This window comes from Mycobacterium sp. VKM Ac-1816D (assembly GCF_000416385.1).
Lineage (GTDB): Bacteria > Actinomycetota > Actinomycetes > Mycobacteriales > Mycobacteriaceae > Mycobacterium > Mycobacterium neoaurum_A.
The window spans coordinates 146,472-164,618 of sequence record NZ_AOHQ01000144.1; the positions used below are offsets into that span (position 1 = coordinate 146,472).

Sequence of the window (18,147 nt, forward strand, 5' to 3'; positions counted from 1 at the left end):
CGGGAACCTCGGACTACTAAAGATGCGCCGCCTATGGTCACTACGGAAGAGCCAACAGTAGCGGGAGTTCTAGCGACTGGTCGGTGGATGTTCAGTGCCTAGATACAAGTTTCGATGGTCAAACCTTCCGGAGGAACTCCTTGATGGGCTTTGCCAGAGCTTGTTCGAGGACAGCACCGGATTCGCGCCGGCCGAAGTTCTGCACGACGCCTACGGCGCCCGCCCGAAGGAGAACTTCGTCGAAGAGGCGTGGGAAACGCTTTGTGAACGTTGGCTCTCTCACGACAAAGAGTCACGTGACCGCGTCGTCGCGGCCATCCGGACCGCCCGCCGCGAGGATGGGCAGCTCAGGAAGCGCAGAGATCAGATGGAGTATCTGCGCCGCCTGAGGAACGCCAAGACCCTGAGGGCTGTCGTCCTGGAGGCCTTCATCGACCGCGGCGAGCTCGACCCCGAGCCGCACGAGACCATAGACGAACCGCCCGCCCAGGTGAGGCCAGAACCGCCGACCACAACCCCCAAGACCCCAGCACCACCGCCCGGAGATGATGTGACCACAGCTGTCGATACCAACCCCGCCGAGCTCAACGTTGCTCCCGGCTCGATCGTCGTCATCCGCGACGAGGAATGGCTGGTCACCTCAGCCGAGCAGGGCGCCGACGGCTGGCTCGTCCGGGTGCGTGGGCTCTCCGAGTTGGTCGCCGAGACCACCGCCGCGTTCTACTCCAGCCTCGACAACATCGAAGTGCAGGACCCCAGGGAGGCGAAGGTCGTCCCGGACGGGTCCTCGGGATACCGCGACTCCCGCCTCTGGCTGGAAGCACTGATCAGGAAGACGCCCGTCCCGTACGGCGACCAGAACCTGACAGTGTCGACGCACATGCTCGCCGATGCGCTGGCCTATCAGCAAGCGGCGGTGACCAAGGCGCTCGACCCGCAGCACATCCGCCCCCGCATCCTGATCGCGGACGCAGTCGGTCTGGGCAAGACGCTGGAGATCGGCATGATCCTGTCCGAGCTGGTACGTCGGGGCCGCGGCGAACGCATCCTGATCGTCACGCCCAAGCATGTCCTTGAGCAGATGCAGCACGAGCTGTGGTGCCGCTTCGCGCTGCCGTTCGTCCGCCTCGACTCGACCGGCATCCAGAAGGTCCGCCAGAAGCTGCCCGCCACCCGCAACCCGTTCACCTACTTCAAGCGGGCCATCATCTCCATCGACACGCTCAAGAGCCCCCGCTACAAAGCCCACCTGGAACGCCAGCAGTGGGACGCCGTGGTCATCGACGAATCCCACAACCTCACCAACGCCGGCACCCAGAACAACGAACTGGCCCGCGTCCTGGCCCCGAACACCGAGGCGTTGATCCTGGCGTCGGCCACCCCGCACAACGGCAGGGAGGAGTCCTTCGCCGAACTCCTGCGGCTGCTGGACCCGACGGTGGTTCACGCCGACGGCACGTTCACCAAAGAAGATGTCGAGTCCCTGCTGATCCGTCGACACCGGCACAGCCCGGACGTGGCCGCCGAGGTCGGCAGCGACTGGGCCGAGCGCGCCGAGCCGGTGCACCTGCTGGTCAAGCCGTCCGCCGCCGAGGACGCGGTCGCCGCCGAACTGTCGCAGACCTGGCTGCACCCCGCCACCGGCAGCTCGCCCTATTCCGGCGACACCAAGGCGTTGTTCCCGTGGACGCTGGCCAAGGCGTTCCTGTCCTCGCCGGCCGCGCTGGCCGAGTCGATCAAACAGCGTCGCGCCAAGCTGGACCAGAACGTGCCTGCGCAGCGGGCCGAGATCAAGGCCCTCAACGCTCTCGCTGAGCTGAACGAGGCCGCGCTCACAGAGCAGGCCGGTAAGTTCGCCGCATTGGTCAAGCGCCTCAAGCAGATCGGCGTCGGCAAAGGGTCGGAGACGCGGGCGGTCGTGTTCGCCGAACGCATCGCCACACTGACCTGGCTGCGCAAGAACCTGCCCGCGGCGCTCGGTCTGAAAGACGAGAACATCGCCATGCTCCACGGCGGACTCTCCGACGTCGAGCAGCAAGAGATCGTCGACAACTTCAAGCTGGAAACCTCACCCATCCGGGTGCTCGTCACCGGCGACGTCGCCTCCGAAGGGGTGAACCTGCACGCCCAGTGCCACCACCTCATCCACTACGACATCCCGTGGAGCCTCATCCGGATCGAGCAGCGCAACGGCCGCATCGACCGCTACGGGCAGAAGCACCCGCCGGTGATCTCCTCGCTGATCCTCGAACCCTCCGACCCCGAGTTCTCCGGCGACCTGCGGGTGCTGTCACGGCTGCTGGAACGGGAAAACCAGGCTCACGAAACGCTCGGCGACGTGGCCTCTCTGATGGGCAAGCACAGCGTCACCGAGGAGGAGAATGCGATCCGCGATGTGCTCGCCAAAGGCGCCGACCTCGACGACGCGGTCCGTACCGCGGACGAGGTCGCTGCCGGGGACGACCTGGACGCGTTCTTCGCCGAGTTCGACGCAGCCGAGGCGACCGCTACGCCGCTGCCGGCCGCACCCCGCCAAAGCCTCTATCCCGACGACCTGACCTTCCTCGACGAGGCACTGCACGCCGCATTCCACGACAAACCGCACGCCAAACCGGAGCAGGGCGGCATCGGCTGGACCGTCAGTGCCCCGCACGGCATCGCCGAGCTGTCCCCGCCCCGCGACCTTCGGCAACGGCTGACACAGTTGCCGCAGAATTACCTACACCACGGTCGGGTATTGGAGCGCCTCAAGCTCGCCACCAACCCGACGGTGGGCACCGCCCAACTGCGCGTCGCGCGAGAAGGCAAGGGCGTCAACAACACCACGTGGCCGGAGGCCCACTTCCTCGGCCCGCTGCACCCCGTGCTGGACTGGGCCAGCGACCGCGCGTTGACGGCGCTGGGCCGCAACCAGGTGTTCGCGATCCGCGGCGACGTGGACGCCCCCACTGTGTTGCTCATGGGGACACTGAGCAACAAACGAGGACAACTGATCTCACGGGTGTTCTCTACCGCCGAGTTCCCGAACCCGGCCAACCCCGGTTTCTGCATGGTGGAGGCTCTCGAGGACATCGGTTTCCTCACCACGCAAACCGGGCTCCAACCCGGCGCCTCCAACCCCGGACCCATCGCCGACCCCGATCGCTACCAGGCGCTGATCCCGGTCGCGGTCGAGCACGCCAGCCGCGAGATGCGTCGAATACTCGACGTGCAGGAAGAGGTCACCACCGAACGCCTGGCGCAGTGGCGCAAGCGGGCCCAGCGCTGGCACGCCGATGCGCAACAACTCGAGCTCTTCGGAGTCCAGCGCTCGAAGGTTGGCAAACTCGGGCAGCGCATCAACGAGGAGCAGCGCCTGGCCGACCTGTTGGCACCCACCCAGCAGCTGGTCCGCCCGCTGCTGGTCATCGTGCCCGCTGCCACCCCCGTTGCCGGAAAGGAACTCTGAGCCATGCCGTCCTACGATTCCATCGTCGTCGGCGAGGACTGGATCAGCGAGCACTACTTCACCACCGACTCGCCTCGGGAATCCTTCCAGGGCAAGGTTCTCGAACTCCGCAAGCAGTGGGACGCCGAGGCCGCCGAGGGCCGGGACACGGTGCGACGACGGCTGGTCGGCGCGGCCGGTGACCTGCAGACCGCGTTGTCGACGCTGGCGGAGGATCCGGACGGGGCGCCCCCGGCGCATGCCCTGATCCGGACCGTCCTCGGTTTCCCCGAGACGCTGACCGACTACACCGGCGAGCGTGCCGGTACCGAGCTGCGACTCCCCAACGCCCGGCCGGCCGGTGTGACGAGCACGTTGTTCCTGCAGGCCCGCCCGGTCGAATCGGTCGACGACCTGCTCGCCCCTGACACCGGGCTGCTGCTCGACGCGGGGGAGGAGGACGGCAAGCCCATCGACTCGGTGACCAAGGCGGTGTCGGCCGCGTTCCGCTCCGACGAGCCCCCTGCGTTCATCGTGGTGCAGGCCGGGCAATGGGTGCTGCTCGCTGAGGCGCAGCGGTGGGCCGAAGGGCGATACCTCGCCGTCGATCTGTTGGTGGTCACCGAACGCCGCGACGACAAGCGCGGTGGTGAACTCGACCGCGCTGCTGCGATTCTCGGACGTCAAGCCCTGCTGCCCGATGCGGACGGAAACATCTGGTGGACGAGCGTTCTCGAAGATTCGGTCAAACACACCGTCGGGGTGTCCAAGGATCTGCGCGAGGGCATCCGGCTGTCCATCGAGATCATCGCCAACGACGTGGTGCGCCGCCGAGCCGAGCGCAGCCTGCCGCTGGAGGATATCGACGCCCAACAACTCGCCAAACACTCGCTGCGGTTCCTCTACCGCATTCTGTTCCTGCTCTACGCCGAAGCATCCCCGGAGATGCGGGTGCTGCCGTCCGGCGCCCCCGAATACGGCGAGGGCTACGGCCTGGACCGGTTGCGTGAGCTGACCCTGACCGAATTGGTCTCGCCCACCGCGAAATTCGGCACGCACTTGTACGAGTCGCTGGCCACGCTGTTTCACCTCGTCGACCGCGGGCACCATCCCCGCACGCCGGTCGCCGGCGACGGAACCGATGACCCGGCACCCGGCCTGGAGTTCAACGCGCTGCGCGCCGACCTGTTCGCACCAGCCGCCACCGCGCTCATCGACCAGGTCGGGCTCAGCAACGAGGCGACCCAACAGGTACTGCAACACCTGCTTCTCTCCAAAGAGTCCAAGGGACGCAAAGGCGCGGACCGCGGGTTCATCTCCTACGCCGAGCTCGGCATCAACCAGCTCGGCGCGGTGTATGAGGGCCTGATGTCCTACACCGGCTTCTTCGCCGAGGAAGACCTGTACGAGGTCGCCAAGAACGGCGACCCGGAGAAGGGGTCGTGGGTCGTGCCGGTGACCCGTGCCGATCACCTCTCGGAGTCCGATTTCGTGACGGTCGAGGACGAGGCCACCGGTGAACGCGTCCCGGTGATCCACCGACAGGGCACCTTCGTGTTCCGGCTCGCAGGGCGGGAACGCCAGCAGTCGGCTTCGTACTACACGCCCGAAGTGCTGACGAAGTTCGTCGTCTCCCAGGCGCTGGAAGAACTGCTCGACCAGAACGGGCAGCGGACGACGCCGGAACAGATCCTTCAGCTGACCATCTGCGAGCCCGCGCTCGGATCAGGGGCGTTCGCGATCGAGGCGGTCCGTCAACTGGCCGCCGAGTACCTCAAACGCCAGCAGGAAGATCGCGGCGAGGTCATCGACGCCGACCAGTATCAGGTCGAGCTGCAGAAGGTGAAGGCGTACCTCGCGCTGCACCAGGTGTACGGGGTGGACCTGAATGCGACGGCGGTCGAGCTGGCCGAGATCTCGTTGTGGTTGGACACCATGGTTGCCGGCCTGCAGGCACCGTGGTTTGGTCTGCATCTGCGGCGGGGCAACTCGCTGATCGGTGCACGGCGAGCCGTGTACATGCCGACGTCACTCGTGAAGAAGGCCTGGCTGAAGGAGGTGCCCAAGGATGTACCGCTCGGCACCGAGGTCGGCGCGGGTATCCACCACTTCCTGCTGCCGTCCGAAGGCTGGGGTGCAGTCATCGACACACCCGAGGCGAAGACCTACGCCCCGGACAAGCGTGAAGAACTACGTCTGTGGCGCAACGGTATTCGATCCAACCCGAGCGCTTCGATTAAGAAGCGGCTAGCCGCGTTGGCGCAGCGAGTCGAGACCCTGTGGGAGTTGACTGTGCGCCGGGTCACCATCGCCGAATCGGAGATTCGCCGCGATATCGATGTGTGGGGCTTGGAGGCTCGCGACACTTCCGGAGGTGCGGTGACCCGCGAGCAGATCGAGGCTGTGCTCAACGACGAGAACGGTGCTTACCGACGACTGCGTCGCGTGATGGACGCTTGGTGTGCTCTGTGGTCCTGGCCGCTGACCACCGACATCGAACCACCAGACTGGGACCACTGGGTCGGCGGATTGGAAGCGATATTGGGCGTACCGCCGAAAGCCGGCAAGTTCGAAAAGCACGGGCAGATCAGCTTCGCCGGAGACCTGTCTTGGCAGGATCTCGACATCGCCGAGGGCAACGACCGTACTTTCGCTCAAGCGCTTTCAATCGATAAGGCGCTCGACGGCTTTCCATGGCTTACCGTCGCTGCCGGCATCGCCGCAGCACAGGGGTTCTTCCATTGGGAATTGGACTTCGCACCGGTATTCGCCGGCGGCGGTTTCGATCTGCAGGTGGGTAATCCGCCGTGGGTGCGGCCTGACTGGGATGAAGCTGGGGTATTGGCCGAGTTCGATCCATGGTGGCAGCTGGCCGAAAAGCCCGCAGAAGCGATCAAACGGAGTAAGCAGGAGGAAGTTCTCGCACATCCAGAGGTATTGGGCGAATTCCTCGATGAGCGTGCCGAGCAGGCCGGTGTAACCGAGCACCTCGGCTCCGGTGTAGACCGCCCTGTCCTAACAGGGCTCCGAACCGATCTGTACCGCTGCTTTATGGAACGCACTTGGCGGTCCCTTGCTTTCGATGGGATCGTGTGCCTTATTCACCCTGACAGTCATTTCACGGAGCTAAGGGCAAACCGACTTCGTCGGGAGACTTATCACCGGCTGCGGCGGCATTTCAAGTTCCACAACAACACCTACCAGTTCCCGGAAATCGGACACAAGAAAACATTCGGCGTACATGCCTACGGCCGATCGAAACCCATTGGGTTCATCCACGCCAGTTGGATTTTCGCGCCCAGCGTTGTTGAACGGTCGATGGTTCACGATGGGTCTGGGCCTGCACCCGGGATGAAGGACGTCGATGACAATTGGGATCTGCGCCCTCACCGCGAACGCATCGTTCATGTTGACGAGACAGTACTGGCTGGCTGGGCAGCACTCATCGACGAACCCGGGACCCCACCTGCAGAGGCTCGCATGCTCTATCCGGCTAATCGTGCGAGCGCGGACGTGCTGGACAAGATCGCAGCCGCCCCGCGGCTTAGTGACATCGGATTTGAATGGACTATGGGTTGGAACGAGACTACTCACCGTAAGTTGGGCTTCTTCAAGTCCGCCGTTGCCGTCGCGGACGGGTGGGACGACGTCATCGTGCAGGGACCGCACTTCACCGTTGCCACACCATTATTCCAGCAGCCCGATTCTGCACCAGGACGCGAACGTCTCTATGAGTCGATCGACCTTGATGTGATCGGTGAGGATTTCGTTCCGCGCACTAACTACCAGGTCGCTAAACCGCGCGACGAGTACATCGCCTCCTACCCAAAGTGGCATGGCGAGTCTAGCTCGATGTATTTCCGTTTGGCATGGAGGCGAATGGCGGACCCTTCTACGGTTCGTACGCTGCACGCGGCGATTCTTCCTCCGGGACCTTGCCATGTTGACCTAGTGCGCACTGCCTCATTTAGTTCCAGTCGAACCCTTGCATGCACCGCTGGAATATGGTCATCGGTTGTTGCCGACTTCTTTGTAAAGGTAGCGGGCCTTTCTGAATTGAAGTACAGCAGCATGGGTCGTTTGCCGCTCGTCCGCAATGAGGTGCTGGAATCTCGAATTCTCTTGCGCTCGCTCCGCCTCAACTGCTTCGTCCGGCCCTACGCACCACTCTGGGAGGAGCTATACGACGAAGCGTGGCAGCAGGATTCGTGGGTGCCGCATATCGGTGTGGACTACACCAGCCGCGCGCCGCTGGGTGCCATCGGTCCGAAGTGGGAATGGGCCACGCCGCTGCGTCGCGCCGCCGACCGCCGCCAGGCGCTAGTGGAAATCGACGCGATCGTTGCGATCATGCTGGGCATCACAGCCGAGGAACTGCTCACCATCTACCGCACTCAATTCCCTGTTCTGCAGAAGTACGAGCGGGATGCGGTCTACGACGCGAACGGTCGACAGCTTCCGGGCAAACTGGCCTCGGAGTACCGCAGGAAGGGAACGTTGAAGCCTGACGACCTAACGGTGTGCGGCGTCACCTATGTCGAGCCATTCGTCGGTGTGGATCGGGAGCGTGACATGGAGCTGGCGCACAAGCACTTCAGCGACATCGCAAGCGCAGGAGCGTGATCATGCCTTTGCCTGCCATCGACGCAGCCAAGCTTGACGAACTCGCCGAGTCCGTCGTCGCGCTCGATCCCCATCCACGAGAACGGCGTTGGGTCAGCCTCAGTCTGTGCATCGCAGACGCCGTGTGGAGCATCGGAGCGCATTACGACAACGTCGTCGTCCCATTGGTGCGCAAACTCGCTACGAAGTTCAGTGTCGAGCAACCCACGATTCCGATGAGCGAGTCGCTCGGCGCCGACCCATTGCCGCTCGCCGAACTGGCTGACCTGACCGTCGACGAATTGATTCCGCTCACCAACCGGCAGAACACATCGACCCGAGGTGGGATCCGGAAGGCCGACGCCGTGCTTCGGTACATCCACGTTTTTCGATCACATGGTGTGAAAGATCTGGGCGATGCCATCGTGTTGTTCGGCGACGACGAGCGGTTCGCCGCCGTGAACGCGGACTTGCGGAAGATCCCCGGCGAGGGAGCCCATGCGGTGCGGCGTGACTACCTGTGGATGCTCATCGGCCAGGACGATCTCATCAAGCCCGACCGAATGGTGCTGCGCTGGTTCAGAAACCATGAAGTGACCATCGATCCTGTCGGTGCGCGCGACCTCATTGCTGCACTCGTTCCAGCCGTCAGCGCTGGGCTGAAGCGCCCCGTTACGGCCTGGGAGATAGACCATGCGCTGTGGAACGCCGGGCGGGGGATGTAACCGATGGGCGCACTCCTCCCGACTCTCCAGGCGACACACCTGCGTGAGGGCTTGACCCACTACCTGGCAACGACATTCGCGCTGACCGACCCCGACGCGCAGGCGGCGCTCACCGACTTCATCGGCGATCCCGACAACGGCATGTTCAAGGGGCCGTATGTGCGGTTGCGGTTGCCGTTCGCCCCGGCCGGCGATGGCTGGCGTGACCATCTGGATTGGTGGCCGGCCGATTTCACCCCGTACGGGCACCAGGCGCGAGCATTCGAGCGGCTTTCAACCCAGCACCAAGGCCGTCCCCAACCCACCTTGGTGACCACCGGCACCGGGTCCGGCAAGACCGAGGCATTCCTGTATTCGATCCTCGATCACGTGCTGCGGGCCAAGAAGTCCGGCGTCACCGGTATGAAGGCGTTGATCCTTTATCCGATGAATGCGCTTGCCAACGATCAGGCCGAGCGGCTCGCCAAGGTCCTCTCTGAGGACCCGGCCCTGGCCGCGGTCACCGCAGGCCTCTACACCGGAGAGCAAAGTGGCGGCGGGCGCACCCGGGTCTCCGCCGACGGGCTGATCACCGACCGCGACCTCATGCACGACTCACCGCCCGACATCTTGCTCACCAACTACAAGATGCTCGACCACATGCTGCTGCACCCCGGTCGCGCCGACATCTGGCGGCTGTCCGCCGAATCGCTGCAATACCTGGTGCTCGACGAATTCCACACCTACGACGGCGCGCAGGGCACCGACGTCGCCATGCTGCTGCGTCGCCTCGGGCTCACACTCAAAGCACACTGGACCGCTACGTCGCGGGTCACCGACGAGGACCGGGCCCGTCCACTCGGCAAAGTCACCCCGGTCGCGACGTCGGCCACCCTGGGATCGCGCGCGGCTCCGACCGCCATGCTCGACTTCGCCCACACCGTCTTCGGGGAACCGTTCGGCGACGATGCGGTGATCGAAGAAACTCGCCTCACTCCCGACGAATGGCGCCGAGCACGGTTGGGCAGCCACGACCATGCCTGGCGGCCGATCGAACCCGCCCTACCCGACGCACTCGACCGGATCACTGACGCAGCAGCCTCCGCCACCGATAACCACGCCATTGCCGCTGCGGTCTTCGCCGAACTCTTCGAGCGGTCCACTCCATCCGAATTCTTCGGAAAACCCACCCAATCCGAGCTTTTCGAGACGCCCGGACAGTCCGATCTCTTTCAGCAGTCCACACATGCGGGTGGTCCCGCCGTCGGTTCGACCCTGACCATCGCCGACATATTGGATCAGCTCAAACGGCATCGGTTCATCCAGGCGGTGCTGGAGCACACCGTCGACGCCGTATCCCTGCCCGATCTGGCGGAGAAGGTGTTCCCGGCGGTGCCCGTCGATCGCGATGCTGCCCGCACCCGCGACATCCAGATCCGGTTCCTGGAGTTCGTCTTTGCCATGCTGTCGCACGTGCGCGCCGAGACCGGACGTGCGGCGCTCGGGGTCGACGTGCACCTGTGGATCCGAGAACTCAGCCGCGTGGACCGCGCGGTGCGGACCGCCGCCGAATACCGCTGGTCCGACGACGGCACCTCCGTCGACGACGAGTTGTATCTGCCCGCGGTGTTCTGCCGGCACTGCGGACGTTCAGGCTGGGGTGCCCGACTCGCGCCGACCGGCAACGCCCTGGACGTCACCGACGAGGCCATCCGCGCCGACCACGCCGCCGGCGCCGCCCGGTTCCGCGCACTGATCTCGGCACCCGCCGAAGCACAGGTACCCGGCGGCGTCCACGGCCTGCGGTGGTTCCACCTGGACCACCGCGAACTCCTCGACACCACGCCGGACCCGCAGAGCCCCGACGTCGTCGACGGCCGAGTGCTGCCGGTGCTCACCCTGGTCGGACCAGAAGCTGACGAGGAATCCAAGAACGACATGTGCCCGGCCTGCGGGGCCGTCGACGGCATCCGGTTCCTCGGCAGCGCGGTCGCCACCCAACTGTCGGTGACGCTTTCGAACCTGTTCGGCAACAAGCACCTCGACGCCGCCGAGAAGAAGGCGTTGATGTTCACCGACAGCGTGCAGGACGCCGCGCACCGCGCTGGGTTCGTGCAGGCCCGCTCCCACAGCCTCAGCCTGCGCACAGCGCTGCGCGGGGCGCTCGGTGATGCCGAGCTCGACCTGGACGAACTCACCAGGGCCGTCATCGACCGCGCCGGCAACAACCCGATGCTGCGCTACCAACTACTGCCGCCGGACCTGGTGGACCGCGACGAATTCGTCGCCTTCTGGAAGCCTGACGTGCACCCGAACTCGCGGAGGGCCGCAGAGAACAAGGCCAAGCGTCGGCTCCGGTTCGACGTCGACCTGGAATTCGGCCTGCAGTCCCGCACCGGCCGCACCCTCGAACTGACCGGCAGTGTCGTCGCCGAGGTCTACCTCGGGGCGGCGCACAAAGCCCCGATCCTCGGGCGCCGTGCCCTCGACAAGGCCGACCCCACCCAGCTCCCGCTGACCGACGTGTCCGATGCGGCACTGTCCCGCTGGGTGCGGGGCACCGTCGATCGGATCCGTACCCGTGGCGGCATCCACCACGACTGGCTGCGGCCCTACCTGGAGAAGAACGCCAGTCGCTACCACATCTGGGGTGGGCGGCCACGCGGCCAGGGCATGCCGGCCTTCCCGAAAGGACGCCCCGCCCCGGCGTTCCCGGCCCTCAAATCCGGAACCGGTGCTCTGCCAGAGGGCTTCGATCCGATCACCGCACCATCGTCCTGGTACGCGCAGTGGACGTCGCGATGCCTGGACGTCAGCCCCCACGACGGGACCTTCCTGGCCAAGGCGTTGTTCGCCGAACTCGTCGAACAGATGCTGCTGTCCACCGTGGCGACCGAGACTGGTTCCGTCGTCTACGGGCTGCCTGCGGCCACCGTCCAGGTCAGCGCTCCGACCTTGGATGCGCTCGAAGACGGGCGACACCTGCTGGTCTGCGACATCTGCCAAACCCCGACGCCGGGCAGCGCCACCACCGTCGACGAACTCGACGGCGCACCCTGCACGCTGATCCGCTGCCCAGGCCGACTGCACCGCAGCGCGAAAGCCGACAACTTCTACCGCAGGCTCTATGACTCCACACAGATGAAACGGGTCGTCGCACGGGAACACACCAGTCTGCTGCCGACCAAGACCCGGCTCGACTACGAGACCGCCTTCAAACGCGGGGGCACCGACCCGCAGGCACCCAACGTGCTCGTCGCGACCCCGACGTTGGAGATGGGCATCGACATCGGTGACCTGTCCACCGTCATGCTCGGGTCCCTGCCTCGCTCGGTGTCGTCCTACCTGCAGCGTGTTGGGCGCGCCGGCCGACTCACCGGAAACTCCCTGGTGCTGGCCTACGTTCGTGGCCGCGGCGAACATCTGCCCAAACTGTTCGAGCCGCTTTCGGTGATCCAAGGGGACGTGCGGCCACCGGCGACCTTCCTCAATGCCGAGGAGATCCTGCAACGCCAGTACATCGCGCACATCGTCGACCAGTTCGCCCGCGACCCTCAGGTGGTGGCGCCCAAGGACGCGCGATCGGTGCTCGGCGACAACGGCGCCGACGGCTGGCTGACCCAACTGATGGACACCGCCGCCACCGACGCCGACGCGCTGCTGGACCGCTTCCTGGCGCAATTCGGTTCCCATTTCAGCCCCGACGCCGTCGACGCGCTGCGGACCTGGGCGAGCACACCACCGCAGGGCGGACCCAGCGGCCTCACCCAGCGCCTGATGGCCGCGGCCCACCAGTGGCAACTCGACCTGAAGGAACTCACCGAACGGCTCGCGACCGTCGAGGCCGACCTTCCCGAATTCGAACGGCGGGCCACCTCACCCGCCGCCACCGACGACGACCGGCGCGCCTTCAAGATCGCCAAGGGCTCCCGCAAACTGCTGGGCGCCCAGATCACCTCGTTGACCCGCGACTACTGGATCTCGGTCCTCGAACGCTACGGGGTCCTCCCCAACTACACACTGCTTGACGATTCCGTCACTCTCGACGTCGGGGTCACCTGGATCGACCCGGACAGCAACGACTACATGGGCGAACAACTCAGTTATCAGCGTGGCTCCCGAGTAGCACTCACCGAGCTTGCCCCCGGCGCCACCTTCTACGCGCAAGGCCTCGCGGTCGCCATCGACGCTGTCGACCTGGGCGCCGGTGAATCCAACATCCACGCGTGGCAGGTCTGTCCACAATGCGGATGGGTGCACAGCGGACCATCTGCCGCGGTGACCGCGCCGGTGTCGAGCTGCCCGCGCTGCCACAGCACCGGCATTGCCGACGTGAGCCAGCACCTGGCTGTCGTCGAGATGACACGGGTCTCGGCCGAAGTGCGTCGAGATGAGGCCACCATCAGCGACCTCCGCGACAACCGCCAACAAGAACCGTTCACGGTGGTGACCGCCGCCGACATCGACCCCACCCAGGTCGGCCGCACATGGTTTCGTTCCACTTCTTCGTTCGGTGCGGAGTACCTGCGGCGCTTGGACATCCGCTGGCTCAACCTCGGAGCGCGAACATCCAAAGGTAAGACGCGGATGATCGCCGGGCAGGAGTCGACCAGCGGCCTGTTCCGGGTTTGCGCATCTTGCGGGCAACTCGATCGCGACGCCGGTCGCAACAGTCGCTACGAGCACCGTACCTGGTGCCGTCTGCGCGGTTCGGCCGCCGAGGATGTCCGCGACATCGCCTTGGCGCGACGGCTGCGTACCCAGGGCGTGCTGCTGCACTTGCCGGCGCAGATGGAATACGACACCTTCGCCCACCCCAGCCTGGCCGCTGCGATCCTGCTCGGTCTACGCGAGGTGATTGGCGGATCCCCCGAGCATCTCGACGTTGCCACCATCAGTGACGCGCTGTGGGCGCCTGACCGGCGTGCCCTGCTGATCCACGACACCGTCCCCGGGGGGACCGGTTATCTCGCCGAATTCGCCGACCACACAAAGGTTTTCGCGGTGCTCGCGGCGGCCCGCCAAATTCTGCGGGAGTGCCCGTGCCGGGACGAGGAGCGGCTGGCCTGCCACCGATGCCTGCTTCCGTTCGCCGCGCCGTATGAGTTGGACAAGGTGTCTCGGCTCACCGCGTTGAAGCTACTCGACGACATCCTGGACGTAGGGGCCCACGGCACGCCCGACCTCGATTCCTGGACCGCAGAGGTCGCCGAGCAGGCGCCGCCCAGCACGCCGCTCAGCGACGAGTCATTCCTGGAACGCGACTTCTACAGCTCGTTCATCGAACGGCTCAAGCTGATGGGTGCGGCCGTCGTGGAGAAGCCAGGCGTGTACGGTCCCTCGGCGACCATCACCTTGCAGGGCAGCAAGGCGCGCAAATGGTCACTGCGACCGCAGGTTTCGCTTGACTTCGTCAAGCCCGATTTCGTGTTGCAGACGGCCGACCCGGACATCCCGCGCATCGCGATCTTCGCCGACGGGCGCTCCTTCCACGCCGTTCCCGGCTGCAATCGCGTGGCCGACGACGCTGACAAACGCGCCGCATTGCGGGCTGCAGGTTATCTGGTGTGGTCCTTCGGTCACGAGGATCTGCAGCGCTTCAAATCCGGTGACTCGGTCGAGCCGACATGGCTCGACCAGAAGGCAACCAGCTTCGTCACCAGCCGGTTCCACGTTCAACCGGGTTTGGTTCGGCTGCAGGCCAAAGACCCTGTGTCGCAGCTGCTGGAGTTCATCGTCACCCCCGACATCGAGGCGTGGCGACACTTCAGCACCTGGATGCCGTACCTGTTCGTCCGCGGCGACAACCGGGTGAAGTCCGATTCCGGCGCAGTCACTGCTGCGGCGTTGGCGGCGCTGGACGGCACTGCGCCGTTCGACGCGGCCGGTTCCGACGTGTGCTGGGCGTATACCGACGGCGGCGTCACCATCGCCGCCGGGGTGCGCACGACTTCAGACCCACCGCGGGCAATGCTTGCCGTCGATGACCGTGACGAGCGGTTGGAAAGCCTGGACGGTAGAGCCTGGAAGGAATGGCTGCGGCTGTCGAACTGGCTGGCAATCTGCGACCCCGGCCGCGTGAGCGCCCGATCCTTGCTGGCATCCGCCACGGTAGCCGGGCCTGCGGCAGCCGAGGCGTCCGAGTTGCCCGAGGAATGGCAGCAGGTGTTCGACGAAGCGGTGTCGGACGCCGAACGCGATCTGATTCGTGCCCTTGCCGCGGCAGGGGCGACGGCACCCGAACTCGGCTACGAGACGACGGACGGTGTCGTACTCGACATGGCTTGGGCCGGTGGTCGAGTGGCAGTGGTGTTCGACCATGGCGATCCGGTGGACGGGTGGACGATGTGCTCGCCTGATGTCGACTCGATTGTCGAGGCGTTGAAATTGAACGGAGTGGTGTAGGTGGCGAATCTGGTCATTGCGTCGAACAGCAAGGGCATGTCCAAGCTGGACGGCTCGGTCAAGAACAAGGTGTACGACTTCTTCGAGAAGCTCGCCACCGACGACACCTCACCCAAGCTGCACATCGAGCCAATGAAAGGGGCCATCGATCCTCGTGTTCGCACTGGACGCGTCGACCTGTATTGGCGGGCAGTGCTGTTCCGCGTCGACGACAAGGACAGCGGACCGACGTACATCTACATGGGGACCTGGCCCCACGACGATGCCATCAAGCTTGCGGAACGGGCCACCCTGCGGGTCAATCCCATCAATGGCACCCTAGAGGGACTGATCGGAGAGTCGGCGTCCGCGGAGCCCGCGAAGGAACAGGCCATCGTGCCACCGGTGCCGGAAGCGGCGCTGTCCTACCTAGCCGGGGTCGGATACACGCTTGCCGAATTGGTCGACGGGTTGGGCATCAACCCGTTGCTCGCAGCCCAGGCGATGGAAGCACCCGACGAGTCGGCGCTGTTGGAGGTCGCGTCGGAAGGGCTCGAATGGGAGGGCAGCGCCCTACTTGAACTCGCCACCGGCACCGCGATTGAGACGATTCGCGAGAACCATGGGTTCGCCAAAGAGCCGGTGGACAAGTCACTCGATGAGGACCAGCAGATCATCGCCGCGCTGGAACGCCCAGCCTCGAAGATGCAGTTCGCGTACATCGAAGACAACGAAGAACTACGCCGAGTCATCGAAGGTGGCGATTTCGCCGCGTGGCGCACGTTCCTGCATCCCGAGCAACGTAAGTACGTCGAGTCGGATTTCTCAGGCGCCTTCCGCCTTTCGGGTGGGGCCGGGACCGGCAAGACTGTTGTCGCGATCCACCGGGCGCGAAGGCTCGCCCGGGCGAACCCAGATGCGCGCATCGTGCTGACGACGTACAACGCCACGCTCGCGCAGGGGCTCAAAGCCGACCTCAAGGCGCTGGACCCCGGCTTGCGTATCGCCGAGAAGCCAGGATACCCCGGCGTCTACGTCGGCGGCATCGATGCCCTCGGCAGAGACGTGCTGCACCGAGCCGGCGATGCCACGGCAGTTGCCGGCGAGCGGGTGTTCGGCCACGCCATCGAGTTCGGTTCCAAGCGAACGGCATCCGACGCGGTCTGGCGGGAGGTTGCTCAGTCCGTCGACTCCGGGCTCGACGCGAAACTCGCAACCCCCGCATTTCTGGAAACCGAATACGTGGCGGTGGTTCTGGCGAATCGCGTCACCACACTGGAACAGTACGCCAAGGTCGCGCGACCCGGCCGCGGCGTGCGACTCAGCCGCCCGCAACGCATCGCCGTCTGGAAGCTTGTCGACGCCTACCGCCGGCAGAGTCAAATGGACGAATCCATCAGCTTCCCGGAAGTCCTCGCACTCTCCGCCGAGGCGCTGCGCGTCCGTGCCGAGCGCGACGGCACCCACCTGGCCGACCACGTCCTCGTCGACGAGGCCCAGGATCTGCACGCCACCCACTGGGCGCTGTTGCGCGCACTGGTAGCCGAGGGCCCCAATGACCTGTTCATCGCCGAGGATTCGCACCAGCGGATCTACGGAAGCCCGGTGGTGTTGAGCCGTTTCGGGGTCAAGATCGTCGGCCGGTCCCGTCGGCTGACGCTGAACTACCGGACCACGGCGCAGAATCTCCACTTCGCGGTGAGTGTGCTCTCCGGTGCGGAGTACCGCGATCTGGAGCAGGGGGAGGAGTCGACCAGCGAGTATCGCTCCGCGCGGAACGGCCCTGCGCCGGAGATGATTCCGTGTTCTGACATGACCGCCGAGCTGGAGACCGTGGCGACGAAGGTCAAGGCCTGGTTGGCAGACGGCGATGTCGAGCCCGAGAGCATCGCTGTGCTCACCCGCAGCCAGGACGAGCGCGATCGTTTCGTCCGCGGGCTCGGAGAGCGCGGCGTCACTGTGCGTGCCGTCGACAAGAACGCTCCGACGCCGGGTCAGCCTCTCGTCATGACGATGCACCGCGCCAAGGGGATGGAGTTCTCCAGGGTCGTTCTTGCCGGGGCGGACGAAAAGCACGTTCCTTCGCCGGCCACTCTGCGCAACGTGCCTGACGAGGAGCGTGCGGAAGCGCTGCTGCGGGAGCGTTCGCTGCTGTACGTCGCGAGCAGCCGAGCGCGGGATGCATTGGTGGTGACGTGGAGTGGGAAGCAGAGTGGTCTGCTGGGACCAAGCCATGTCTGACAACTCGTGTCCATGGGCAGACGCCTACTATCTCTGATCGGCTCGACCTTCGCGAAGCTGTCATTGCGATCGCCACGTTGACTGCCACGAATTTTGTCGAGCCGTACGAGATCGACCCTGGTGATGCGCCCAAGACTGCGCTGAAGTCCATGGCGGTCAATCTCGGCCTCCAGCCCAACATTGGAGTCACCATCACGAAGGCGTTGACCGAAGTCGACGAGCTGCTCAACGGGACCGGCGGGATCCCATGGGGCCGCATCGGTATTGCTGCCGCAGGATTGGCTTTGATTGCCGCCGGCCCGATCGGTCTGGCCGCAGCGGCCCCTGCCTCAGCCTTCGTGGCCGCTGCGATCACGGGTGGGCCGGCGGCGCTTGGTCCTGGCGGCATGATGGGCGGGGTGGCCACAATAGGTGCTCTCGCGGCCAGCGGTGCAGGGGTCGTTGCCGGCGCTGCACTTGGTGGTTCAAACGCGGAAATTTTCGCGCTGAACGTCACTCAGCTGACGCTTCGTGTTGCTGCTGAATACGCCTTGAGGCTCATCGACGTCCGGTCTGATGCAGATATGTGGTCACAGTTGACCTCACTGGAAACACGGATCTCGGCGGAACTCAATTGCGTTCCCGCGTTCAGCGACTCCAAATCATCTCGTGTCCAACAACTTCGATCTGCCCAAGATGCCGTGATAAAGCTGCTCGGATTCGTTGGCGATAAGAAGATCGGTGGTGCAACCGCACTCGAGGCTTCGTCGGCCGGCAAATGACTGGGGCGGAGGTCTGGTGACCACCGCG

General features: G+C 65.1%; 6 protein-coding genes. All 6 read left to right on the forward strand.

Features of this window, described 5'->3' with window-relative positions; all coding sequences use genetic code 11:
- Positions 1-550 precede the first annotated feature (550 nt).
- The 6 genes from G154_RS22605 (at position 551) to G154_RS22630 (ending at position 18,119) form a co-directional block, all read left to right on the forward strand.
- A complete protein-coding gene (locus G154_RS22605) occupies positions 551-3,448 on the forward strand; it encodes a helicase-related protein (protein WP_023985514.1) in 2,898 nt (965 codons plus the stop codon).
- Positions 3,449-3,451: 3 nt separating this feature from the next.
- Complete coding sequence (locus G154_RS22610) at positions 3,452-8,050, forward strand: DNA methyltransferase (RefSeq protein WP_019514466.1); 4,599 nt, start codon at positions 3,452-3,454, stop codon at positions 8,048-8,050.
- Positions 8,051-8,052: 2 nt separating this feature from the next.
- Positions 8,053-8,754, forward strand: coding sequence for a hypothetical protein (locus tag G154_RS22615; RefSeq protein ID WP_023985515.1), 702 nt, complete (start codon positions 8,053-8,055; stop codon positions 8,752-8,754).
- Positions 8,755-8,757: 3 nt separating this feature from the next.
- Complete coding sequence (locus tag G154_RS22620) at positions 8,758-15,138, forward strand: DEAD/DEAH box helicase (protein WP_023985516.1); 6,381 nt, start codon at positions 8,758-8,760, stop codon at positions 15,136-15,138.
- A complete protein-coding gene (locus G154_RS22625; RefSeq protein WP_019514469.1) occupies positions 15,139-17,358 on the forward strand; it encodes a 3'-5' exonuclease in 2,220 nt (739 codons plus the stop codon).
- Positions 17,359-17,435: 77 nt separating this feature from the next.
- A complete protein-coding gene (locus tag G154_RS22630; RefSeq protein ID WP_019514470.1) occupies positions 17,436-18,119 on the forward strand; it encodes a hypothetical protein in 684 nt (227 codons plus the stop codon).
- Positions 18,120-18,147: the final 28 nt, after the last annotated feature.